The sequence below is a fragment of the Synechococcus sp. N26 genome, assembly GCF_900473975.1.
Classification (GTDB): domain Bacteria; phylum Cyanobacteriota; class Cyanobacteriia; order PCC-6307; family Cyanobiaceae; genus Parasynechococcus.
Map to the genome: position 1 here is coordinate 222,930 of NZ_UCNM01000010.1, position 20,768 is coordinate 243,697.

28 protein-coding genes and 1 tRNA gene are annotated in these 20,768 nt (G+C 60.2%); 13 read left to right on the plus strand and 16 right to left on the minus strand.

Annotation, left to right across the window (positions count from 1 at the left end; translation table 11 throughout):
* Positions 1–30 precede the first annotated feature (30 nt).
* Positions 31–984, minus strand: a complete 954-nt coding sequence (locus DXY33_RS08900) for an SDR family NAD(P)-dependent oxidoreductase (protein ID WP_115132576.1) — start codon at positions 982–984, stop codon at positions 31–33.
* The gene (locus DXY33_RS08905; protein ID WP_244275974.1) at positions 971–1,609 is read right to left on the minus strand and encodes an SdiA-regulated domain-containing protein; all 639 of its coding nucleotides are present in this window, start codon (positions 1,607–1,609) and stop codon (positions 971–973) included. Before DXY33_RS08905 ends, DXY33_RS08900 begins: the two co-directional genes overlap by 14 nt.
* Positions 1,610–1,868: 259 nt before the next feature.
* Here DXY33_RS08905 and DXY33_RS08910 point away from each other — a divergent pair, with 259 nt between their 5' ends.
* The 4 genes from DXY33_RS08910 (at position 1,869) to DXY33_RS12725 (ending at position 3,927) form a co-directional block, all read left to right on the plus strand.
* The gene (locus tag DXY33_RS08910; RefSeq protein ID WP_244275976.1) at positions 1,869–2,411 is read left to right on the plus strand and encodes a TIGR00730 family Rossman fold protein; all 543 of its coding nucleotides are present in this window, start codon (positions 1,869–1,871) and stop codon (positions 2,409–2,411) included.
* Positions 2,411–3,106, plus strand: a complete 696-nt coding sequence (locus DXY33_RS08915) for an SDR family NAD(P)-dependent oxidoreductase (protein WP_115132578.1) — start codon at positions 2,411–2,413, stop codon at positions 3,104–3,106. Before DXY33_RS08910 ends, DXY33_RS08915 begins: the two co-directional genes overlap by 1 nt.
* Before the next feature lie 69 nt (positions 3,107–3,175).
* Entirely contained in the window at positions 3,176–3,463 is a 288-nt protein-coding gene (locus DXY33_RS08920) for a hypothetical protein (RefSeq protein ID WP_115132815.1), read from the plus strand.
* 170 nt (positions 3,464–3,633) lie between these two features.
* Positions 3,634–3,927, plus strand: a complete 294-nt coding sequence (locus tag DXY33_RS12725) for a hypothetical protein (RefSeq protein WP_244275978.1) — start codon at positions 3,634–3,636, stop codon at positions 3,925–3,927.
* Here the strand turns inward: DXY33_RS12725 and DXY33_RS08930 are convergent.
* On the minus strand, positions 3,911–4,327 hold the full coding sequence (locus tag DXY33_RS08930; protein ID WP_371634743.1) for a hypothetical protein: 417 nt from the start codon (positions 4,325–4,327) through the stop codon (positions 3,911–3,913). The two genes, DXY33_RS12725 and DXY33_RS08930, sit on opposite strands and share 17 nt — an antisense overlap.
* 2 nt (positions 4,328–4,329) lie before the next feature.
* Entirely contained in the window at positions 4,330–4,566 is a 237-nt protein-coding gene (locus DXY33_RS08935; RefSeq protein ID WP_006850194.1) for a hypothetical protein, read from the minus strand.
* 286 nt (positions 4,567–4,852) lie between these two features.
* Here DXY33_RS08935 and DXY33_RS08940 point away from each other — a divergent pair, with 286 nt between their 5' ends.
* On the plus strand, positions 4,853–5,326 hold the full coding sequence (locus tag DXY33_RS08940; RefSeq protein ID WP_136975447.1) for a hypothetical protein: 474 nt from the start codon (positions 4,853–4,855) through the stop codon (positions 5,324–5,326).
* A 428-nt stretch (positions 5,327–5,754) separates the two neighbouring features.
* On the opposite strand, the gene DXY33_RS08945 is transcribed toward DXY33_RS08940, so the two are convergent.
* Both DXY33_RS08945 and nrdJ read right to left on the minus strand, forming a co-directional pair.
* Positions 5,755–5,841, minus strand: a tRNA-Ser gene (locus DXY33_RS08945).
* 58 nt (positions 5,842–5,899) lie between these two features.
* Entirely contained in the window at positions 5,900–8,230 is a 2,331-nt protein-coding gene (gene nrdJ / locus DXY33_RS08950) for a ribonucleoside-triphosphate reductase, adenosylcobalamin-dependent (RefSeq protein WP_115132581.1), read from the minus strand.
* A gap of 148 nt (positions 8,231–8,378) precedes the next feature.
* Here nrdJ and DXY33_RS08955 point away from each other — a divergent pair, with 148 nt between their 5' ends.
* The 4 genes from DXY33_RS08955 to DXY33_RS08970 all read left to right on the plus strand — a co-directional run bounded on the left by DXY33_RS08955 (position 8,379) and on the right by DXY33_RS08970 (position 11,710).
* Positions 8,379–9,029 (plus strand): trans-aconitate 2-methyltransferase, encoded by a 651-nt coding sequence (locus tag DXY33_RS08955; RefSeq protein ID WP_371634746.1) that lies wholly within the window; start codon positions 8,379–8,381, stop codon positions 9,027–9,029.
* A gap of 6 nt (positions 9,030–9,035) precedes the next feature.
* A complete protein-coding gene (locus DXY33_RS08960) occupies positions 9,036–10,682 on the plus strand; it encodes a peptide chain release factor 3 (RefSeq protein ID WP_115132583.1) in 1,647 nt (548 codons plus the stop codon).
* A 69-nt stretch (positions 10,683–10,751) separates the two neighbouring features.
* Positions 10,752–10,973: a hypothetical protein gene (locus tag DXY33_RS08965; protein ID WP_025362298.1), complete on the plus strand. Its 222-nt coding sequence runs from the start codon at positions 10,752–10,754 to the stop codon at positions 10,971–10,973.
* A gap of 41 nt (positions 10,974–11,014) precedes the next feature.
* Positions 11,015–11,710 carry a CPP1-like family protein gene (locus DXY33_RS08970; protein ID WP_115132584.1) on the plus strand — a complete coding sequence of 232 codons (696 nt, stop codon included), beginning with the start codon at positions 11,015–11,017 and terminating at the stop codon, positions 11,708–11,710.
* Between the two features lie 3 nt (positions 11,711–11,713).
* On the opposite strand, the gene hslO is transcribed toward DXY33_RS08970, so the two are convergent.
* Both hslO and DXY33_RS08980 read right to left on the minus strand, forming a co-directional pair.
* Complete coding sequence (gene hslO, locus DXY33_RS08975) at positions 11,714–12,631, minus strand: Hsp33 family molecular chaperone HslO (RefSeq protein ID WP_115132585.1); 918 nt, start codon at positions 12,629–12,631, stop codon at positions 11,714–11,716.
* A gap of 14 nt (positions 12,632–12,645) precedes the next feature.
* Entirely contained in the window at positions 12,646–13,284 is a 639-nt protein-coding gene (locus tag DXY33_RS08980; protein ID WP_114989103.1) for an ABC transporter ATP-binding protein, read from the minus strand.
* A 41-nt stretch (positions 13,285–13,325) separates the two neighbouring features.
* Between DXY33_RS08980 and DXY33_RS08985 the strand changes: the two genes are divergently transcribed.
* Positions 13,326–13,775: a DUF3531 family protein gene (locus DXY33_RS08985; RefSeq protein WP_115082235.1), complete on the plus strand. Its 450-nt coding sequence runs from the start codon at positions 13,326–13,328 to the stop codon at positions 13,773–13,775.
* On the plus strand, positions 13,735–14,499 hold the full coding sequence (locus DXY33_RS08990) for a 16S rRNA (uracil(1498)-N(3))-methyltransferase (RefSeq protein WP_244275980.1): 765 nt from the start codon (positions 13,735–13,737) through the stop codon (positions 14,497–14,499). The genes DXY33_RS08985 and DXY33_RS08990 overlap by 41 nt, the downstream gene beginning before the upstream one ends.
* Here DXY33_RS08990 and DXY33_RS08995 read toward each other — a convergent pair.
* Entirely contained in the window at positions 14,489–14,905 is a 417-nt protein-coding gene (locus DXY33_RS08995) for a hypothetical protein (protein WP_115132586.1), read from the minus strand. The genes DXY33_RS08990 and DXY33_RS08995 overlap by 11 nt on opposite strands.
* 86 nt (positions 14,906–14,991) lie before the next feature.
* On the opposite strand from DXY33_RS08995, the gene DXY33_RS09000 reads away from it, so the two are divergent.
* Complete coding sequence (locus DXY33_RS09000; protein WP_244275982.1) at positions 14,992–15,711, plus strand: TIGR00297 family protein; 720 nt, start codon at positions 14,992–14,994, stop codon at positions 15,709–15,711.
* A 33-nt stretch (positions 15,712–15,744) separates the two neighbouring features.
* Here the strand turns inward: DXY33_RS09000 and DXY33_RS09005 are convergent, their stop codons facing one another.
* Together DXY33_RS09005 and DXY33_RS12940 are read right to left on the minus strand one after the other, a co-directional pair.
* Positions 15,745–15,903, minus strand: a complete 159-nt coding sequence (locus tag DXY33_RS09005; protein WP_115132588.1) for a sigma-70 family RNA polymerase sigma factor — start codon at positions 15,901–15,903, stop codon at positions 15,745–15,747.
* A 177-nt stretch (positions 15,904–16,080) separates the two neighbouring features.
* A complete protein-coding gene (locus DXY33_RS12940) occupies positions 16,081–16,386 on the minus strand; it encodes a sigma factor (RefSeq protein ID WP_115132589.1) in 306 nt (101 codons plus the stop codon).
* A gap of 163 nt (positions 16,387–16,549) precedes the next feature.
* Between DXY33_RS12940 and DXY33_RS09015 the strand changes: the two genes are divergently transcribed.
* The gene (locus DXY33_RS09015; protein ID WP_115082491.1) at positions 16,550–16,714 is read left to right on the plus strand and encodes a PCP reductase family protein; all 165 of its coding nucleotides are present in this window, start codon (positions 16,550–16,552) and stop codon (positions 16,712–16,714) included.
* Between the two features lie 3 nt (positions 16,715–16,717).
* On the opposite strand, the gene DXY33_RS12400 is transcribed toward DXY33_RS09015, so the two are convergent.
* The 5 genes from DXY33_RS12400 to DXY33_RS09035 are packed head-to-tail and all read right to left on the minus strand — an operon-like array spanning position 16,718 to position 20,758.
* Positions 16,718–16,885: a hypothetical protein gene (locus DXY33_RS12400; RefSeq protein ID WP_011364263.1), complete on the minus strand. Its 168-nt coding sequence runs from the start codon at positions 16,883–16,885 to the stop codon at positions 16,718–16,720.
* 54 nt (positions 16,886–16,939) lie between these two features.
* Positions 16,940–17,626 (minus strand): GDSL-type esterase/lipase family protein, encoded by a 687-nt coding sequence (locus tag DXY33_RS09020; RefSeq protein ID WP_115132590.1) that lies wholly within the window; start codon positions 17,624–17,626, stop codon positions 16,940–16,942.
* Positions 17,623–19,155, minus strand: a complete 1,533-nt coding sequence (locus DXY33_RS09025; protein ID WP_115132591.1) for a phosphonate ABC transporter — start codon at positions 19,153–19,155, stop codon at positions 17,623–17,625. The genes DXY33_RS09020 and DXY33_RS09025 overlap by 4 nt, the downstream gene beginning before the upstream one ends.
* Positions 19,134–19,838 (minus strand): ATP-binding cassette domain-containing protein, encoded by a 705-nt coding sequence (locus DXY33_RS09030; RefSeq protein WP_115132592.1) that lies wholly within the window; start codon positions 19,836–19,838, stop codon positions 19,134–19,136. The genes DXY33_RS09025 and DXY33_RS09030 overlap by 22 nt, the downstream gene beginning before the upstream one ends.
* Positions 19,835–20,758, minus strand: coding sequence for a putative selenate ABC transporter substrate-binding protein (locus DXY33_RS09035; RefSeq protein ID WP_115132593.1), 924 nt, complete (start codon positions 20,756–20,758; stop codon positions 19,835–19,837). The genes DXY33_RS09030 and DXY33_RS09035 overlap by 4 nt, the downstream gene beginning before the upstream one ends.
* Positions 20,759–20,768 lie beyond the last annotated feature (10 nt).

Sequence of the window (20,768 nt, forward strand, 5' to 3'; positions counted from 1 at the left end):
ATGGATGCTGGTTTGTGAACGGTTTGGCGATCAGCGGGATTGCGTCAAAAAAGAGTTGATCAGATTGCTCGACAACATCCAGAGCATCGTCGCGGTGTCGCTGTTCTTCGCTTCCTCGGAGGGTTCCGTTGGTTTGAATTGATGCCGGCCAGGGCCCAACAGGGCATTGCTCCAGTAGCTGAATCCCGGTTGATCAAGTTGTTCGTCGATTAGCTGAACCAGCAGTGCCCCTGCCCGCTCAACGCTTTCCGTCAATCGCAAGAGATCCCGAGCGACCAACCCAAACAAGGCCTGCCCAAGTGGATTGGCCTGGCGACTGTTTCTGAAAAACCCCTCTGACGTGCGGGGAATCACCAGCCCCGGACTCCAGGCCACGACAGGCAAATCCTGACGTTGCTGGTGGATCTGCAGGGCCATAAGCAGATTACAAAGCTTGCTGTCTTTGTAGGCCTTGTCTGCATTGAACGGACTATCTCCATCCACCATCGGCTCCCCGGGGCCCTGGCGCAGTCCCTGTAGCGAGCCCAGCCCTGCAGGCTGGCCAACCCGTCCTCCGCCGGTGGCTGGATTGTGCACCTCAGAGGCGGTGATCACGATGGCTTGGGTTTGCTCCTTCAATCCTTCAGCCAGGAGTTGATGGGCCAGGTGGTTCACCGCAAAGGTGAGTTCAATGCCCTGTGCACTCCAACGGGGGGAATCATGGCCGGCGTATTGCAACCCGGCATTGAGTACCAGTGCATCGAATGGCATCTCGTGATGGCGGAGCTGTTCGATCGCCTTGGCCACAGACGCAAGGTCTGCCAGATCGGCAATGCAGGTGTCAACGGAATCCGACAGAGCCGTGCGGATTCGCTCGGCCCGTTCTGCATTGCGGCAAACAACGGTGAGTGCATCACCACGGGCCAGCAGGATTTTTGCCGCTTCAAGGCCAATGCCGCTGCTGGCACCGGTGATCAGAAGGCGGCGCTGTTCAGCAGTCGTCATGGAGTTTGAACACGTAGAGATCAGCGTCCCGATCGCTCACCACGTACATCCTTTCCCGCCCGTGATCGAAGGCAACACCCTCAGGTTTGCGGATTTGCTTTGGCTTGTCTCCCGTGCTGATGGTGAGATCGAGGCGCTGGAGAACAGTGTCGCCTGCCCAGTCGTACTGGAACAGGCGCCGCCCCTTGTCGCTGACGATCCAGAGGGTGTCGCTGCTCCTGTCGTAGCTCAGGCCCGAGAAATCAAGCTTCTCGGCCTTCAGTTCGGGATGCATGAACCCTTGGCTGGCTTGCAGCACTTGTGTGGAGAGGATTGTGGTGAGTGTGGAATCCAGTTCGATCAGCAAACCGGGCTTGCGCTCTTTCACCACAACCACATGCTTGTTTCTGGTGTTCACAGTGATGCCCTCCAATCCGTTGTTGTCCGGAGGGTCTGGGAAGTGGTGCGCGATCGTGTCGTAGTTGGTCATGGCTGACAGCGGTCGCCGATACCGTTCGCGCCGGCTGCTCAGATCCACCACCACCACAGAATTGCTCCGCTCCTGCACCACGAGCAGCTCGCTGTCATTTCCACGGAGTGCAATGCCTTCCAAGTCGTCGAGGCCGATGAAGAACGAGTCGCTCACCGACACCCTCCCTTTGAGATCCAAACGAAAAATCGCCTTGGTGTCATCACTGACGGTGTAAGCGCTGAGCCATCCGCGTTCAGCGTCAGTCCGGATGGTTCATTCAGGCCGAGGCCTGGGTCTCGAATCCTGTGACGGCTCAGCAGCTCAAGGCGCATCGAGGTCATCCTCATCGGGACTCGTTCCTGGTGATTCTCGAGGCTTGGCTCGTTTTTGCCAGCCATCGCAGGTGAGGATGAATGGATCACGGCCAGGCGCCATGAATCGAATCGCTGTGTATTGCGGCTCCTCGAGCGGCGACTCGAGCCTGTTCAAGCTTGCTGCCACTGAGCTGGGTGCACTGATCGCCACCCAGGACATGGCCCTGGTTTACGGCGGCGCTCGCATTGGTTTGATGGGCGCTGTTGCTGATGCCGCTTTGGCGGCTGGAGGGGAGGTGATCGGGGTGATCCCTGAGGCGTTAACGCAGGATGAAGTGGTGCACTCCGGTTTGACCCATCTCGAGGTTGTGGGATCGATGCACGAGCGCAAAGCGCGAATGCTCGATCTGGCCGATGCAGCCGTTGCCATGCCCGGAGGCCTGGGAACCCTCGACGAGTTGTTTGAGGTCTTGACCTGGGCTCAGCTTCGTTTTCATGCCAAGCCGATCGGCATGCTCAATATCGATGGCTACTTCGATGCGTTGCTGAGCTTTTTGGATCAAAGCGTTTCGACGGGCTTTCTCTCGCAGCGAAATCGCCAGCTCCTCCTGGATGCAACAACGCCAGAATTGCTGATCGATCGACTCCTCAACGCGTCCTGATGCAACGCACGGTTTTGCTTACCGGAGCCAGTCGTGGCATCGGACGTTCCATTGCCAGACGGTTGCTCAAGGATGGTCACCGCCTGAGCCTTGGTCTGCGGGATCCGCAGGCTCTAAGGGGAACAGCCCTGGACGTCGGTACGGTGCTGCATCACGCCTACGACGCCAACGATCCAGCCAGTGTTGAAGCCTGGGTTGACAGCACCGTTCGTCACTGGGGTGCCATCGACACCGTGATCCACTGCGCGGGGATTTTGCATCGAACCCCGTTGTTGTTTGCGGATGGCGAAGAGCAGCAGCTTGATGAACTGTGGGCAATCAACGTGAAGGGGCCCTGGTGGCTGACCCGTGCGGCCTGGCCGTATCTGGCGACCAGTGGCCATGGACGAATCCAGGTGCTGGTGTCGATGAGTGGCAAACGCGTTAAAGGTCGAATGGCGGGTTATCCCGTGAGCAAATTCGCCTTGATGGGGCTCTGTCAGAGCATGCGCAATGAAGGTTGGGACAAGGGGATTCGGGTGACCGCCATCTGTCCCAGTTGGGTCAACACCGAGATGGCTCATGCGGTGACGGCCGTTGAACCTGCCGCGATGACCCAACCCGAGGATCTTGCGTCTCTCTCGAGCAGCCTGTTGTCGATCCCCAACGCCGCCGTTCCGTTCGAGTTGGCGATGAATTGCTCGCTCGAAACCTGAATCTTCCGGTGAGGACGATGTCGCCGTCAGATGATGTCCCTATGGATGACCCAGCGTCCCTGCCTTGCGATGTGTCTTCTGGCGGCGATTGGCCTGCTGGCTCCACGACTGGTTTTGGTGTTGATGTGGTTGATCAACAGCAGTTTCGTGCTGCAGCCCTTCAGTGGCACCAGTGTTCACAACCCATTGCTTCCCATCCTGGGTCTGTTGTTTCTCCCCACCACAACCCTCGGCTATTGCTGGGCTGCGGCCTCGTTCGGGGGCGTGTCGTCGTTTAGTGGCCTGTTGGTGGTGTTGATCGGTTTGATCATCGACTTCGGCCTGATTGGTTATGGCCGTGGTGCTGTTCGTCGTTGAAGATCATCCCCGTGGAAAACTGCGCCATCTGCCAGCTACATCTCGATCCCACCGCGCAAGAGCGGTAAGAGATTCAGCGCTCTGAACTATGGGTTTTGCGGCATCACACGGACCCAGCACCCCTACCAGGTTGGCTTCTCTTGGATTCACGAAGGCACTGTTCCGGCCCCGTGGATTTCACGTCGGCCGAGGCTTCTGATTGGGGGTGCGCTGTTCGCGATGCCAGTGATCTTGTGAAACAGATCAGCGGATGCGAGCGCGTGTATGCCATTGCCTTTGGTGAGGGAGCCCAGCACCTTCATCTCCATCTCATCCCACGCCATCTGAATGAACCGGCCTCCAAAGCGTGGGCGGTTGCCGACTTGTACCGGGACATGGATCGCGGAGATCGAGCCGCCGCTGATCCTGCCGTTGTGGCGGCGATGGTGCAACGCTGTCTATCGTTGATCAGCGCCCCGGGTTGAAGCGTTTGCGCGTCTTGGTGCTGTTGGCGTTTTGCTTGAGATTGCCCAAGGGCCAGCCCAGGTGCCTGAGATGGCTCACCGTGTTCGGCGATGCGCTGAAGCAGTTTTCGCTGTAGCTGCTGGCGATACCGATCTCTTTGAGGGTGAGTAACAGCAACCTCTGCTCTCGGCGTGTACCCCGACGGCTCGCGAGAAGCACGAAGTCGCGTTCGCGAAGCTGTTCACCGATCGCATCGATGTTCTCGGAGTACCCCAAGGAGAGGGTTTGATCAATAGCGCGATAGGCGGTGTAGATCCGCCCCTCAGGATTGTTCTCGAGGGTTTGCACCCTTTCGCTCAGGGCAATCACGGCGTCCATCACCGGAGCCTGAAGCGCTTGTTCGATCTCATCAAGCTGCACGATCACAACCCTCCCACAGCCAAACGTTCATCACAGGCAGCCTCATAGGCGCGGATGGCTGCGCTGGGAATGGAGCCATTGCTCTTAAGTTGGCGAACCGACAGCTCCACGCACTGAAGTACAACGCTGGTTAGCTCACGTCCTTCGCACAGGGCCCAGCCGCGAAGAAGCACATGAAGGCTCGGTGGAACGGAGACCGTGAGCTTCACCTGGGTCTCTCGGGTGGAGGTTTTGATCATGACCCGTTTGCTGCCGGAGCATCCCAAGGGTAGCTCAACAGATGCTGCTGAGCAACTTGTAAGTATCTGACGGGTGTCTTTGGGGTTGCTTCGGGGTTGCTCCTCGGCATTGCTCGGCCCTGTGGCGTGACCGCCAGGGTGCTGCTTGCATAGCTGATTCATGGGCCAGCCCTTTGAGGCACCAGGACTGAGCTGTCTGGCTGCAATTGTTGTGCCTCTATGCCGTCAATTCAGCCCTGTCTGGGCTGCCATCTTTCCTTGTCCCGGTGATTTCAGGTGTCGATTGTTGAGCACCCAGGCGAAGTTTTTTATGCAAAATCTGCATATCCATGGATATGATGTTGGAGTTGATTTTTGGGAGCAGATGGGCGCAACTTCGGTTCAGGCTGACAAGATCGTCAACGTCAGAATGTCTGAATCGGAGCACACTCTGTTGAAGGCCTATTGCGCTTCGTTGAACCGGAGCATGCAAGACGTGCTTCGTGATTTCGCGTTAATACAAATCCAGAAGCAACGCTTTTGTTGCCGCCTTGTGCGCTCTTTGATGGATGAGCATGGGATCGAACAAGACCCCAGAGCTCGTAAGCCTTGTTTTGGCTACGCCTGTTATTACTGCCGCCATGCAGAGTCCTGCATGGCTGGTGAAACTGATTTACTTTATATCCCCCGCCAGGAGATCCGTGAATTGGTTGCTGAGGAATCGGCTTATATCTTCGACTTTGACGGCAGCAGTATTGAGGCTCCCACCCAGATGGGCTGACTGGATTTCAATTTTTCAGTCACTTCACCCATGGATGCACGAGCCTTAACGTCAAGAGATTGATCGAGGCCGTCTAGGCAGGAATCAGATTGAGTCTTGGGCGCAATTTGTGGATGTCCAGAAATCCCAGCGCAACCCCTTCAAAAATGCGGACTATTCGGCTCAAAGTGACACCGCCAAGCCGCTAATCGGGCTTGGAAGCCGGACAGAGCGATGTCCGACGCCTTGGTGTTTGACTCCTGCTTCGGCAGGGTCAAATCCATTTGTTTCTTAAAAACCTGGTGATGAATCGATCTGCAGTGATTGGCCCGTCAAGGTATCGACGTGGTCGAATCGCTCCAGTGGTGCATCACCGTCGGCCACACAATATTTCCTGATTCATTTCAAGACCAATGATCGTCTAGATCAATGATTCAGGTAGTTCAAAACGGAGAGGGTGGGATTCGAACCCACGGTGCCCGTGAAGACACGCTGGTTTTCAAGACCAGAGCCATAAACCACTCGACCACCTCTCCAGAGGGTGTCAGGTGTCCCGCAGGACACCTGACAACTGTATCGGGACGTGCTCCCAGTTCAGTTTTCCGGCTTGGCCAGAGGCAGCAGACACTTATCGGAATCACATCCGGCCGGGCCCGCTTCGGTCAGCTCGCCCTGGTCGTAACGCTGCAGTGCTTCGAAGAAATCACTGCTGACGCGACGCTTCACCACAGCCGATTGCAGCTCCTCGTAGGTGGCTGCATCGATCGGCTCAAAGGGCAGTCGGGGGAATGTGGCATTGGCATCGAAGCGGGCTAGAAGTGCTGCTGAGATGTAGCCCTCGCCCTTCTCCATGGCTTGATGCAGAGCATCAGCCAAGGGTTCGATTTCGTGCTCGCGGAATTCGATGGTGGCGGAGGTGTTGTGGGCGGTGTAATGCCGCTGCACCTGCATGTAGAAATCGAATTGCGCCATCGCACTGAAGCCGTTGATGTCAACGGCATCAGCACCGGGCAGGTTGGCCCAGCTCACCTCGGTGGGAATCTCCACCAGCCATTCGGTGCAGCGGGGATCGAAGGGGTCATTCAGCAGACGGCCTTCCTCATCCTTGTCGGACTGGGAGGGAACGATGGTGTAGCCGTAGTCCATGCAGGCCATGGCCACGGGGTCGTTCTTGCGGAAGGTGATCCGACGGATGAAGCGCTGAGCTTTGGGCGGATGCCAGCCGGGGGCAGCACCGGTGAGCAGGCTCTTGGTGCCAGCAGGCTGCACGGTTGTGCAGCGGTTGGGACGACGCAGGCCATGACGGTCGCAGTAGTCCCAGACCGTTTGATTGACGATCTCCTTCCAACGGCTCAGGTAAGCGGCTTCCTGATCCTTGAAGCGAAGACCCTCCTCGGTATCAGGCCGGCCAGCCTCCCACCAGCTCAGCCATTCCGTGCCGAAGGCATGGACGAAGAAATCAAACAGACCGGTGAAGCTGACGCCAACGATCGGGTCCCATTCACGGCTCTGGCGGTAGCGCTCCACCTCAAAGCGATGGTTGAGCAGACAGGCAACCGAGAGGGCACCTGCACGGAAGGCGTCGGCCTGTCCTTCCTCGTCGCTGGGGTCGATCTGGTTGAGGTGCACCTCGGCCAGATTGCAGTGGAAATCGGCGCCCAGGATCTCGCCGCAGGGATTCAAGCCGTAACGGCTGAGGCGGTGCTCCAGCTCGTCGGCGCCGATGGGGCCATGGTTATCGGACAGCCAACGCCCCGCTTCCTCTCGACCCTGGTCGCAGTAGATCTCAATGAATTCCGTTCGCAGCTCAGGGGTGGTGAGCAGATCGGCATTGGAGCGAGCGATCGCTTCGGGAGCGAACTGGATCGCGCCTTCGCCGGAGTGGAACTGCTTGGTCACTGCTGCATGCACCACGTCCTTGCTGGGACGGGTGTGATAAACGCGGGTGTGGTTGGCCATCCGCAACGCATCACGCTCGGGGTCGATCCTCCAGTTGCCCTCCTCGTCTTGCTGCCAGAGGTTGTCCTTGGAGGACGCAGCCGCCTGGTCGTCCGAAGCGAACTGGCGCATGCCGGCGCTGCGGCGGATGTTTCCAGCCACGATCGTGACGGCTGCTTCGTCGATCAGAAGGCAGCACTCGACTGAGGTGAGTCGACGGCCCTGGGCCTTGTTCAGCAGCCGAGCAACGCGCCCGTAGAGATCCTTCAGCTTGACGGGGTTGGCCATGCCGCCGAAACCCTTCAGCGTTTCCCCAACAGGCCGCACATCGCTGAGGTCCACCTCGATCTGAATCGGACCTCCGTTGAACCGTTCATCGCTGCTGAGCTCGAGCATCAGCTGGTAGCTGTCCACCCAGCCGCGACGGGTGTCACCCACCTTGATGGTTACCTTGTTGCCATCAATGCTGTGGGTGCAGTCGTCCTGGCGCTCAGCGGCAGGAGTGATGCCGATTTCGCTGACGCTGAGAACTTCAAAGCTGTTGCGCACCACCGGAAGCCGGTCGATCAGGTGCGGCTCGATGATGGCGCCGGTGCCACAGCCCATCATCGCCAGGTCCATCATCAGACCAAAGGCTTGCCAATCCACCAGGTTGGTGGATGTGCAGTTGTAGGAACCCGAGAAGTTTTCGGGCTGCTCGATCCAGCGGGTGCCACCGATCCAAAGCCAGCGGCCGGAGGGAAGAGCTTTTTTCTCGGCCTGCATGCGAGCCAGCAGGGCAACTTCCGCATCGTTGAGGTTGCCCAATTGACGTAGGCCTTCCAGGTTTCGCGCGCCCACCTGACTCCAGCTCTCACGGCCGCTGGGGGTTTTGCGGCTGTAGGTGCGATAGAAGACCGGGTTGGCAGCAGGAGCGGTTGCGGGGAAGTCGCCGAACCCGGCGACAGCTCCCGCAGAGGTCTCCACACGATTTGGAGTGAGGGTCACGTGCGGTGCTGGGGCGAAGGACAAGTATCGAAACCCTAACGCCACAGATGGGGGTAGCAAGGTCTCTTTACCACCATCAACAGTGTCCCGTTCAAACTGAGCTCCGAATCGGCAGCAAATGATGCAGCGGCGGCTGGAGCCTGAGTTGATGAACGGCGACACGCAGGTGCAGGCCTATGCCGCTGCCGACTTCAGTTCCGGCGATCAAGCCACCATCGAAGCGATTCAGCGTCTCCTCTCACGCACATCGCCTTTACCGCCTAATCCACTGGTGGTGGACCTGGGTTGTGGCCCTGGAAACATCACGCTTCGGCTGGCCGGACTCTTCCCCAAGGCTCGGATCATCGGCATTGACGGTGCCGAATCGATGCTGGCTGTCGCCCGGGAGCGGGCCCAGCAGCAGCAGCTGGAGATCTCCTTCCTTTGTCAGACCCTTCAGGAGGTGCTTCGAGGTGCTCTGCTTGAGCAGGCTGATCTGATCGTCAGCAACAGCCTTTTGCATCACCTGCACCAGCCTGATCTGCTCTGGATGGTCACCAGAGACTTGGCAGCACCGGGTTGTCGCACCTTGCACCGTGATCTGCGGCGTCCTGCTTCCGACGCTGAGATTCAACAGCTGCTGCTCAAACACCTGCCATCGGCTCCAGAGGTGTTACAGCACGATTTCGCTGCCTCGCTGGCGGCGGCCTTCGAACCTCAGGAGGTGACTGCAGAGCTCCACCGGCTTGATCTCGACGAGTTGACGGTGTCGGCGGAGGACGACCGTTATCTGGTGGTGTCAGGCTTGGTGAAGTCCTGAAATCCGATGAGCGGCAGTCAAGCGACCACTGATGGTGATCTGGCCCAGGTTTTGGCCTCGGCGGTGGATCGCCGTCGCAACTTTGCGATCATTTCCCACCCGGACGCGGGAAAAACAACCCTCACCGAGAAGTTGCTGCTCTACGGCGGTGCCATTCAGCAGGCCGGTGCGGTGAAAGCCCGGGGTGAGCAGCGCAAGGTGACCTCCGACTGGATGGAGCTTGAAAAGCAGCGGGGCATTTCAATCACCTCCACGGTGCTGCAGTTCGATTACGACGCCACCACGATCAACCTCCTTGACACGCCAGGTCACCAGGATTTTTCCGAAGACACCTACCGAACTCTTGCAGCGGCGGACAACGCCGTGATGCTGGAGGATGCCGCCAAGGGCCTGGAGCCTCAGACCCGGAAGTTGTTCGAGGTCTGCCGTATGCGGCAGATCCCGATCTTCACCTTCATCAACAAGATGGACCGCCCGGGGCGGGAACCGCTCACACTGCTCGATGAAATCGAGTCGGAACTCGGCCTCACCCCCTGGGCGGTGAACTGGCCGATCGGCAGTGGCGAGCAATTCCGAGGTGTGATCGATCGACGCAGCAAGGAGGTGGTTCTGTTCAGCCGTGCTGAACGCGGCAAGCAGGCCAGTGAGCAACGCCTCTCGCTGGAGGACCCTGCCCTGCGCGAGTTGGTGGAAGAGGACCTGCTGGATCTGGCCATTGAAGAAATGGAGTTCCTGGAGGCGGCTGGCGCAGAGCTGGACATCGAGATGGTCCATGCCGGTGAGCTCACCCCGGTGTTCTTCGGCTCGGCCATGACCAACTTCGGGGTCCGTCCGTTCCTCGACGCCTTTCTTGAGATGGCGCAACGGCCGATCGCCCGATCCAGCAGCGAAGGTCTGGTGGACCCGTTGCGTGAAGGGTTCAGCGGCTTCGTGTTCAAGCTTCAGGCCAACATGGACCCCAGGCACCGCGACCGGGTGGCGTTCGTCCGTGTCTGCAGCGGCCGCTTCGAAAAAGACATGACGGTGAAGCACGCCCGCACGGGCAAAGCGATCCGTCTCTCACGTCCTCAAAAGCTGTTCGGTCAGGACCGAGCCGTGGTGGAAGACGCCTATCCGGGTGATGTGATCGGTCTCAACAACCCCGGCATGTTTTCCATTGGCGACACCCTTTATGTGGGTTCGAAAGTGGAATATGAAGGCATTCCCTGTTTCAGCCCGGAAATTTTCAGTTGGCTGCGCAACCCCAACCCTTCAGCCTTCAAGAACTTCCGCAAAGGGGTGAACGAGCTGCGGGAAGAGGGGGCTGTGCAGATCCTTTATGACACCGACGAGAGCAAGCGGGATCCAATTCTGGCGGCCGTTGGACAACTCCAGCTTGAGGTGGTGCAGCACCGGCTTGAAAACGAATATGGCGTGGAAACCCGCCTTGAGCCAATGGGTTTCCAGGTTGCCCGTTGGATCAACGGCGGTTGGGCTGAACTCGAAAAGGTGGGCCGGATTTTCAATTGCAAGACCGTGCGTGATGCCTGGAATCGGCCTGTGCTGTTGTTCAAGAACGAGTGGAATCTCAACCAGCTTCGGGAAGACCACCCCGACCTTGAACTCAGCAGTGTTGCCCCGGTGGTGAGTGGAGTGGAGCCGATCAGTCTCTGAACCGCGCCGATCACCCCATCCACACCTCCACGGCTCTCTCGCCAGAATCGTGCCGCGCCTTCAACTTCCGTGAGTACGTTCTGGCTGCTGAGGAACAGCGCTGACGGCGGCACCGAATACGTGTGTTTCCGTGGTGATGACGAATCGGTGGAAATGCTGGAGGGCTACCACCTTCCTCCGCAGATGCCGTTGATCAAGCGCCGCTCCTGGATGAACCGGGTGGATGCCCTCAGCTGCCGGAGCAGGCTGGAACGCAGCGAGGGTTTTCGTCACGGTGCGCCCCTCTTCTGAACAGGCCCCGATACGCTCATCAAAGGAACCCGATCGACGCAATGGCAGCCCTGGGTGAATCTGGTCCCGATGCAAACGCAGATGATCCATTTGCTCGTCTCGGCCTGAGCCGTGATGCGGGCTTTGATCAGGTTCAGGCGGCCAAAGCACGCTGTCTCGCTGAGGTTTCCGGTGATGATCAGGCCCGAGCAAAGATCGAGGCGGCCTACGACGCTGTCCTGATGGCTCGCCTGCGGGACCGGCAACAGGGTCAGGTGAGTGCGGCTGCAGCGACGGCATCGGAGCGGGAGGCCATGGCGGGATCCATGCCTTCTCCGCCAGCTCAGGCACCGATGGGCAACGTGTTGGCGAATCTCCGCAACAGGCTGCCCGATCCCTCCCCGACCCTCTCCGGCCTCAAGCCCGACTGGGCCCTGGTGGAAGGGCAGGGGCGTTCCGTTCGCCTGATTGCAGGGATCGTCGGCGTTGCTCTGTTGCTGATCTCGGCCGGGAGCATTCAGTTGGTGCTGGCCCTGGCAACCATCGGTGTTTTTCTCAGTCAGGTTCGCCGTGGTCGCCGCCCACTTGCATCCCTGGGCTGGACGTTGCTGGTGCTCATCCTGGGCTTGGCGGCAGGCTCTTTGCTGAACCTGGCGCTCTCCCCCACTGCTGTTGAACAGCTGGCTCTCAGCCCTCTGCAGATCCAGGCTCTGCCTGCAACTCTGCTGCTGTGGGCTGCAGCCCTGTTCCTGGCCTGAGCATCAGGCCGCCGTCGGTAGGCCGTCAATCAGCTGCTGCAGCTCCGCAGCGCTCACGTCATAACGGTCGTTGCAGAAGTGGCAGGTCAGTTCCGCGCCACCGTCCTTGTCACGCATGTCGGTGAGTTCGTCCCTTCCCAGCAGGAGCAGTGCCGCTTTGCTGCGTTCACGGCTGCAAGGACAGAAAAAACGTAGTTCCTGACTGGCCTCGGCATCGTCGAGGGGTTTGGGATCAAGGTCGGGGAAGACGTCACGAAGCAGATCCTCCAGCTGGTCTCCACTTGCCGCCAGCCGCTGACTGAATCCAGTGATCTCGCGGCAACGCTGTTCAATCAGCTCCACCAGGGCCGGCTCTTCCGCTGCTTTGGGAAGGATTTGAACCAGGAGGCCACCGCTGGCATGGATGCCGGCGCTGTTCACTTGCTCACCCACAAACACGGCTGAAGGAGTCTGTTCGGAGTGGAGCAGATAGGAGGCCACATCCTCACCAATGCCTCCACTGACGAGTTCAACGGTGCTGTTGAAGGGCTCACCCTTGCCGTCATCACGCATCACGTGGAGGTAGCCGGTGCCAGCGGCCTCCTTGAAGTTGAAGCTGAAATGGCCTGCTTCATCCTGAATTGGGTCGAGTTCCAGGCCCGGCTCGCCCACGTACCCACGAACGGTTCCGTTACGGCCGGCATCCACCATCAAGTTCTTGATTGGTCCGTCGGAACCGAGGCGCAGGTTCACCCGGCCGTGCCGCACCTTCATCGAACTGGCCAGCATCAATCCAGCGGCCATGGCCCGTCCGAGCATCACGCTGGTGAGGAACGACAGACCATGGCGCTCCCTCGCCTCACGCACGATGTTGGTTGTTGATACCGCCACCAATCGGATGCCGCCCTCAGCGGCTGTTGCACGCACCAGCCGGTCGGCCATATCCCCTCGGAAGCTCAGGGCAATGTAGTCATCGGTTCGAGCCGCCCGCCCTGCAAGCGCAGTCTTTGGCAGTCCCAGTCCTGAAACAGCTCGGGTTCATGGGTGACCACGATCAACACCTGCTCACGGGCGAGGCCGGCGAGCAGATCAAGCACGTCCCGTCGCACCGACCAATCCAAACCTGCGGTGGGTTCATCCAGGAGGAGCACTTCAGCGCCGCGGAGCATTTGCACGGCGAGGGCAAGCCGCCGTTGCTGCCCGCCGCTCAGCCGTTCTGGCGCCGTTGTGGAGGCGATGCTGTCGAGGCCAACCCGTTCGAGCACGCTCTGTTCGCGTTCATGACCGAGCCGCCGATGCCCCAGCCGCAGTTCCTGAGCCACGCTCAGCCCGAGGAAATGGCGCTCGGGAAACTGGAAAACGATGCCGCAAAGCCAGCGAAGCTGCCGTCGTTTCACTGCGCTGCCGTTCCAGCGGATGCTGCCGGATGTGGCTGATGCCAGGCCACTGATGATTTCCAGCAGCGATGTCTTTCCGGATCCACTGGCGCCAGCAATCAGCAGCGGCCGTCCCTTCTGCGTCTGAAAACCGACGCCGTCGAGGATGGGGGCACCGGCAGTCGCAGGTGCATAGGTGATTCCTGAGAGCTCGAGCATGCGTTCAGCTTGAACGATGATGACGGTGTCGCGATGGCCCCATGGACATTCGTTTTCGTGAAGTCGATCCCTTCAATTGCTGGTTGTGGATCCGTTTTTCGGAACCCCCCAGTCAGGGGGAACGGAATTACGTCGATGGTGTCTTCGACAGCTGGTATGTGATCGGCCGTTTGGGCGGCTTCAACGCAGAAAACCTGCAGGTGCATGACGCGGGCTCCGATCTCAGTTGGATGACCTACGACAACGATGGGGCTGAGTCGGCGATGCCAGCTCTGATGCACAACATGGGGCAGCTCGAATACCAGAACGACTGGGGACGTTGCTGGGTTGATCTCGGTACGTCGGATGGAGTTGCCATCGATGTTCTGATCAATGCCCTGCGTCAACTGGACTCCGACGTGGTTCAGATCGAAGAGCTGGTCGTTGGTGGGGTCAATGAGAATTGGCCGGTTGAAGACCATCCCGACAGTGTTTTCCCTGCCGGTGGCTGAACGCCGGCGCTTGCTTCTGTCGTCGGATCGCCTGGAGCAGGGTGGATCGGTTCTGCTCAACTCCGAAGAGCAGCACTACCTGCGGAGAGTGTTGCGTCTGCGCTGTGGCGAGCAGGTGGATCTGATCGATGGTTGCGGCCGGCTCACGAGCGCAACCCTGATGGAAGCCAAGCTGCTCGAGCTCGATCGGCCAGCGCAACTGATTGAGCCCCAGGCCCAACCTCAGCTGGGTCTGGCCGTGGCCTTGATGCGGCGGGGGATGGATGAGGTCGTCCGGATGGCCTGTGAGCTCGGGATTGATCGGATTCAGCCCCTGCGCTGCGATCGCTGTGTTCCCCAGGCCGACCACCGACCCGAGCGCTGGGCCACGATCATTCGTGAAGCGGTGGAGCAGTGCGAACGGTTGTGGACGCCACAGCTGCTCGATCTCAAAGACCTATCTCAATGGATGGGAGATGAGAGGGGACAGCGTCTGGTGGGGGTGACCCGCGAGACGGCACCACCGGCCTTGGAACAATGGTTGCGTAATCAGGCCGATCCTGTTCAGCTCACATGGCTCATGGTCGGCCCGGAAGGGGGCTGGACCGAAGAGGAACTGAAGCAGTTCACCCAAGCCCAGATTCAGCCTGTCCAGATGGGATCAACCATCTTGCGCAGTTCGACGGCCGCGGTGGCTGGTGCCGTGGAACTGGTTCGTTGGCGTGATCGGCTGATCAGCTCTTGAACAGATCCTGAGCGATCCCCCGGAAGGATTTCAGAGCTGCTCCAGGCCGGCGGCTGCGCTGGCGCAGTCCGCCACCAGGCATGAGGTTGCTGGGGGCAAAGGTGGAGTAGGTCACCGCTGGGCGGGATGCCTCTGCTGCAGCCAGTTCAGCGGCGATCGCTTCTGCTGTGGTGAGTGAGGCTGCGGGCTGAGCGCTGGATGCAGCACTGGATTCTGCAACGGTCTCTTCAACAGCTTCGGGGGCTGAAGGCTGGGCAACCTCTGAGGGCTCGGAGGCTGCGACCACAGCTGCCTCGAACGGTGCCTCTTCGGTGGCTGGAGCCTCTTGTTGAGGCAGCTCGAGGGTGGCCGGAGCGGCGGCGTCATCCAGGGTGAGGAAAAAGCCCTTGTTGCTGTTGAACACCATCCGGTCGACCAGAGAACGAACGATCCCGATTCTCCCTCTGCAATGGCCGCAGGCAGGAGATGCTTAGGGCACTGCAACACGGTGTGATGTCAGCACTCTGGATTCAGGCCCTGCTGGTGAACACGGTTTTGATTGCCCTGGCGCAGCGGACATCTGTGCTCACCCGCAGTGGTTGGGTGCATGCAGCTGCCTTGGGCACGATCCTTTGGGGGTGTTTGGGGTGGTCGGGCTGGTTGGCCGTGGTCGCCTATCTCTGTATGGGAAGTCTGGTCACCAAGATCGGCTTTCAGAACAAGCAAAACCGGGGCCTTGCCGAAGCCCGCGGTGGGCAGCGCGGCCCTGAAAACGTCTGGGGTTCTGCGGCCGTTGGAGCCTTCCTGGCACTGCTCATCGGTGCTGGTGTCGAGCCCCGTGAGCTGATGTTGGTTGGTTTTGCGGCGAGTTTTGCCGCCAAGTTGGCCGACACCTTCGGCAGTGAGCTCGGCAAACGATTCGGGCGCACCACGGTGTTGATCACCAGCCTGCGGGTTGTTCCACCAGGAACCGAAGGAGCCATCAGCCTTGAGGGAACCCTGGCAAGTGCCGCCGGCAGCATCGCCATGACCCTAGTGATGCTGGCCCTGCAGCTGGTTCCTTCATGGCCTGTGGCAGTGCTGGTGATGCTGGTTGGCCTGGTGGCGACCCTCGGCGAAAGCCTGCTCGGTGCTCTGGTGCAGGATCGCATGGCCTGGTTGAGCAATGAGCTGGTCAATGCTCTCCAGACCCTCTTGGCCGCAGTTCTGGCGATGCTGCTGATGGTGCTCTGAACAACTGGTTTGGATGGGCATCACACCATCGCGCTAGGCCCATTGCTGCAGCAGTTGAACTCCCTCATGGAGATGAAGGCGCAGGGATGAACGGCTGCAATTCATGGCCTGAGCCAGATCTTTGAGGGTCTGGCCTTCGATCAAGTGGGCTTGCAGCACCGTGCCGGTGAGGCCATCCACCTGGTGCAGCACGCTCTTCAGCCAGTCCAGGTGTTCATCCTCCGCCCTCGAGCTTGCAGGCTCTATAGGGCTAGCAGACAGGTCGACGACCTGGCTGGCTCCATGGCTCTCAACGGCGGCAGCCCAGCGCTCTGGTCGAACCGATAGTTCGGTTGCAAGGTCCTGATCGCTGAGAAGCGGTTGCCGGTTCTATTCGCGTTCCCGCTGGATCTTCATTCCGGCTGCGTAAAGATCACGCAGTCGCCAGGGAATCCGAATGGTGCGTGATCGATCCCGGCGGTAGTGGAGGATTTGGCCGGTGGCCCGCGAGAGCAGATAGCTGCTGGGGCGGAGGCCTCGTTGTTGATCAAACCGTTCAAGGCCACGGATCAATCCAACCCGGGACTCCTGCAGCAGGTCGTCGAACTCTTCGGGGCCGCATTGCTGTTGGCGACGGGCCGCGCAGTGGGCCAGGCCCAGGTGATTGAGAGCCTGCTGATGCGTCGTGCAATGCAGGGCGGCAGTCCACGCCGGGACTCCTGGTGCAGGTGACGTTGAGAAATCAAGGGATCAGTGCAACTGATCCAACGGTTCAACCCTCAGCCCCGAAGCGGTTGGCCCTTTGGTGCCGCAGATCGGCACTTTCGTGCCGGATCATGGGTGCAACGGTTTTGGATGGATGGACTGGCAACCAGAAGCACTGGCAGCACTCAAGAAAGATGTTCCGTTCTTCGTACGGCCTGCTGTTCGTAAACGGGTTGAGGCGATGGCGGATTCAGACGGACGTTCCGACATCGACCTGGATTTCTACAAATCCGCCAAGCAGGCCATGGCCCCGAGCTGATCCTCAGGAGGGGTCGAGATCGCAGCGCTGCAGTTCCGGCTGGGTCAAGCGGTCAACGATGCGTGCCATATCCAGGGCTGTGAGTTCACCGTTTTCATCCCACTTGAGCGTGGTTTTGCGCTGGGCAGGGGGGTGGCCGGCAGCGCGTTGTGCAGAGCGGTCAGGTCCCAAGTCCGATCACCAATGTCAGGAGAGCCACACATTAGTCGCCGCCGCGGGTCTCGTTTACATGTTGATAGGTGTTGATGTGTTAAGCGCAGCGAGTCCGGCCCACTTCTGCAGAGGCGCCCATTGGCCTAAGCGCTGGTCGAGCCAGCGGTGGCCATCGGCATTGAGGTGGATCCCATCGGGTTCCATCCAGGTCAACCAGTCGGGCTCCTCCTGCATCTCCTGATGCATGGACAGGAAGGGCACATCAGCCTCACGGCACTGTTCGGCCATCACGGCCTCCGTGGCCGCGATCTGGCTGTTGCTGTACCAGAGGCAGCCGGCAAAGGGCATCACGTGTTCATCCACCGCAGTGAGGCCCAGCACAAACACCTGCACCTCCTGGGTCATCTCATTGAGAAGTTGTCCCAGGCCAAATGAAAAGGCCTCCAAATCCAGTTGGGGTCTGCCGTCGGTCCGACCAACGCGGGCGGTGTCATTCAGCCCGACACTGAGCAAAAGTCCGCCCGGCTTTTGGCGACGAAGTTCGCCGCGGCAGCTCCATTCGCTGCGCCAGCGGGCGGCTACGCGTTCCAGGCCATCCCCGCGGATGCCCAGGGGGTACACCACTGGTGCGCTGGGTATGTTCATCCAGCGCAGGCGCAGTCGTTGGCACCAACCACCCTCTTCACGGTCACCCCAACCATGCACGCCACTGTCCCCGAGCACGATCAGCTGACGGGGGGCGTCGTTCGCACCGCTCATAAGGCCATGGCCCTGCTGTTCCAGCTCCCCTGAAGTCGTTCTCCCAGGCTCTCACCCAGCAGTGTGAGCACTGCGGAGATCACCACGATCCAGAGCACCAACCACCAATGAAACGAGCTGAGGGCCTCCATCAGCTGCCAGCCCAGACCAGCTCCCCCCACCATGCCGATGATCGCGGTGTCGCGAAGGATCACATCCAATCGGTAGGTCGCATAAGTGAGGTAAGCGCGACTCACATCCGCCACGGGGCCGTAAAGCCAGCTCACCCGGTTGGTGGCGCCGCAGGTCTTCAGGGTCTGGGCGGAACGCAATCCCCTGCTGCGGAGGTCGTCGATCAGCACCCGACCCATCACACCCCCGTGGTGCAACCCCAGGGCCAGCCCCGCCAGGCTCAAGCTTGGTTTGGCCAGCATCAGCAGCAGGAGTGCGGTGAGAGGGGCCGGGATGAGTCGCAACGCGCCCCACATCACTCCCTGCAAACGCAGGCTGGCCTGGCTAGGCCAAACCAGCAGCAACAGCGGTGGAAGGCCGGTGGCAACACAACCGGCGATCAGTGTGATCCACACCGTGGCACCAATTACCCCGGGCCAGGAGATCTCAAGGGCAGCATTGAATCCCTGGGATCCGTCGATGAGGTTGCCGACAACCATCGACCACTCAGCCACTGGCCAGGCCAGCTGCAGATCCAGCTGTGTTCCCCAGCCAAGGGCAACCCAGGGGCTCGCCATGGCCACGGGAAGAATCAGCATGCGTGAGCAGCTGCGCAGCGTTCGCAGCAGTCGGTCGAGCACCACCATGGCGATGGCCAGCATCCAAAGCCCACTCCACAGCTCCTGAAATTGGAGCGAGCGCAGGCTGAGGCTGAGGTCTGTCCCCAGTCCTCCTAGGCCGAAAACGCCCAGAATCAAGGCTGAACGAAGTGCGCAATCGAGGCGGTGGCCGATGTGGTCGCTGATCGGCTCTGCCAGCGGTGGTACCAGCCCGGTGAGCATCACGGCCCATGGCGTGGCACCAGCTCCCTTGAGTACGGGAATGGCCGGTGAAACGTGGCAATCCACCTGATCGGCGATCACCCGCGCCATCAGAACCGTGTAAGGAATCGCAATGGCGCAGATCGCAACCCAGCCATTCAGCCCGAACACCTGCAGCAGCAACAGCCCCCAGACCAGTTCATGCACAGCGCGCAGGGGCGCCAGCCAACGGCGCAAGATCACGGCAGGCCAACGCACGTCCGCCAGGATTTCCCAGAAGGTGCTTGAGCTCAGGAGTCCGAGACCCACGCCGAGAACACTGCTGATGCCCCAGGACATCACGGCGATCACCAGGGTGATCTGGAGCCCGTTGAGCAAGCTGCCCAGAACGATGGGATCGATGGAGGGCTGTACGGCCCCAGTCGCGAACTGTTGAAGAACTGAAAGTCCGCCGCCGTGACCATCGCGCAACAGCACCACAAGAATGCCGAGCAGGCTGAGGCCCGGCAGCAATGGGATCAGCGGCAGGGCTGGCTTCAGGCCGATGCGTAGAGCCATTCCAACTGATCCCGATGAATGGTGTCTGGAGCCGCATCGATCACCAGCGCACCACTACGGAGCCCCAGAACCCGATCGAAACGGTGTATCAGATCCGGCCGATGCAGGCTGATCAGACAGCCCGGCAAGAGAAGCAGGGTGTTGAGAACGTCTTCGGCGAGGCTGGGATCAAGGGCGGAGAGGGGTTCGTCCGCCAGCACGAGTTCAGGCCGCTGATGCAACAGACGGCCCAGAGCCACCCGTTGGCGCTGCCCTCCGGAGAGCTCACGCACGGGCTGTTCAAGCAGATCAGCCTCCAGTTTCACCTGGTGCATCAGCTCCAGGCAGGTGTTTGGGTCCAGCGGACCCAGCAGGTTTCGAATCGCCCAGAGCAGCCCATGGCGTCCCAGGGCACCGCTGTTGATGTTCTGAATCACACTCAGTTCCTCCACGAGGCGCAGGTCCTGCCAGAGCGTGCCGATTTGGCGCCGTTGCCGGCGGGACAACTGCTGATGGGGGCGACCACACCAGTGCACGGATCCTGCATCGGGGCTTAAGGCCCCGTTGCAGAGCTTCAGCAACGTGGTTTTGCCGGCGCCACTGGCACCGAGCAAAACCACACGCTGGTCCGCACGAAGGGTGATGGTGATCGGTTGGAGCCGTTGCCCCAGGCAGGCCTGGTGCAGCTCCAGCAGCGCCGTCAACGGATCTTTCCGAGTTGGCGACCCACCGTTTCGATCATCACGTAGTCCTCGTCCTTGGCGGGGATGAAGCGTTCGGCACCGAACAACTCAAGAATCGTGGCGCCGTTCTCTGTGTCTGCCGACTGGTCCAGCAACGCGCTCTGGAGCTTGTCGGTGAAACCTTCGCCAAAGCGCTCATCCAGACCGGGTCGTACAACCCAGTGGTAATCCACGTAGGGCGGTGTCCTCCAGATCACCGACACCTTGCCGGGATCCACGCGGCCGTCCGCCAAATTGCTGCGCCAGACCTGCTCGTTCAAGGCGCCCACCTCATAGGCACCGCTCTGCACCACAGCAACGGTGGCGTCGTGGCTTCCGCTGAAGCCAGGACCGCCCCCTGCCAGATCCTCAGGTTTCACACCGTTTTCCCCCATGAAGAACTGAGGCATCAAGCGGCCGGAGGTGGAGCTCTCCGAACCGAAGGTTAGTCGGCGTCCCTTCAGCTCAACCAGTTGGTCGGCACTGGTGAAGGGGCGCAAACCACTGGCGCCATTGGCGATGAACACACTGGTGAATTCTGCATCGATGTCCCGTTGCGCCAGCACCCGGGCTCCAGGCGTCTGCAGCCTGGCCTGCACACCGGTGAGTCCACCGAACCAAACCAGATCAAGGCTGCCGGTGCGGAAGGCACTTACTGCCGCCGCGTAATTGCTCACCGGCGCATACCGCACGGGAACATCCAGCTTTTCGCTGAGTTCCGCAGAGAGCGTGCCGTAGAGGCGATTGAGTTTCTCGGGGTTCTGGTCAGGGATGGCACCGATCTGGAGAACGGCCTGTTTGGCGTCGTTCTGGGTTGCGCCGCAACTGGAAACACTGGCCGTGAGAGCGAGCCCGGCAATCAAACCGGTGGCCACCACGGCCCTGCGTTCTCGTACAGACATTCAGAAAAAG

What these genes read in the sequence shown, in the direction of transcription:
- DXY33_RS08900 (WP_115132576.1), bottom strand. Translation starts at nt 984, where the DNA reads ATGACGACTGCTGAACAGCGCCGCCTTCTGATCACCGGTGCCAGCAGC.
- DXY33_RS08910 (WP_244275976.1), top strand. Translation starts at nt 1,869, where the DNA reads ATGAATCGAATCGCTGTGTATTGCGGCTCCTCGAGCGGCGACTCGAGC.
- DXY33_RS08915 (WP_115132578.1), top strand. Translation starts at nt 2,411, where the DNA reads ATGCAACGCACGGTTTTGCTTACCGGAGCCAGTCGTGGCATCGGACGT.
- DXY33_RS08920 (WP_115132815.1), top strand. Translation starts at nt 3,176, where the DNA reads ATGTGTCTTCTGGCGGCGATTGGCCTGCTGGCTCCACGACTGGTTTTG.
- DXY33_RS08935 (WP_006850194.1), bottom strand. Translation starts at nt 4,566, where the DNA reads ATGATCAAAACCTCCACCCGAGAGACCCAGGTGAAGCTCACGGTCTCC.
- DXY33_RS08955 (WP_371634746.1), top strand. Translation starts at nt 8,379, where the DNA reads ATGAACGGCGACACGCAGGTGCAGGCCTATGCCGCTGCCGACTTCAGT.
- DXY33_RS08960 (WP_115132583.1), top strand. Translation starts at nt 9,036, where the DNA reads ATGAGCGGCAGTCAAGCGACCACTGATGGTGATCTGGCCCAGGTTTTG.
- DXY33_RS08970 (WP_115132584.1), top strand. Translation starts at nt 11,015, where the DNA reads ATGGCAGCCCTGGGTGAATCTGGTCCCGATGCAAACGCAGATGATCCA.
- hslO (WP_115132585.1), bottom strand. Translation starts at nt 12,631, where the DNA reads ATGGCCGACCGGCTGGTGCGTGCAACAGCCGCTGAGGGCGGCATCCGA.
- DXY33_RS08980 (WP_114989103.1), bottom strand. Translation starts at nt 13,284, where the DNA reads ATGCTCGAGCTCTCAGGAATCACCTATGCACCTGCGACTGCCGGTGCC.
- DXY33_RS08985 (WP_115082235.1), top strand. Translation starts at nt 13,326, where the DNA reads ATGGACATTCGTTTTCGTGAAGTCGATCCCTTCAATTGCTGGTTGTGG.
- DXY33_RS08995 (WP_115132586.1), bottom strand. Translation starts at nt 14,905, where the DNA reads ATGGTGTTCAACAGCAACAAGGGCTTTTTCCTCACCCTGGATGACGCC.
- DXY33_RS09000 (WP_244275982.1), top strand. Translation starts at nt 14,992, where the DNA reads ATGTCAGCACTCTGGATTCAGGCCCTGCTGGTGAACACGGTTTTGATT.
- DXY33_RS09015 (WP_115082491.1), top strand. Translation starts at nt 16,550, where the DNA reads ATGGACTGGCAACCAGAAGCACTGGCAGCACTCAAGAAAGATGTTCCG.
- DXY33_RS09020 (WP_115132590.1), bottom strand. Translation starts at nt 17,626, where the DNA reads ATGAGCGGTGCGAACGACGCCCCCCGTCAGCTGATCGTGCTCGGGGAC.
- DXY33_RS09025 (WP_115132591.1), bottom strand. Translation starts at nt 19,155, where the DNA reads ATGGCTCTACGCATCGGCCTGAAGCCAGCCCTGCCGCTGATCCCATTG.
- DXY33_RS09035 (WP_115132593.1), bottom strand. Translation starts at nt 20,758, where the DNA reads ATGTCTGTACGAGAACGCAGGGCCGTGGTGGCCACCGGTTTGATTGCC.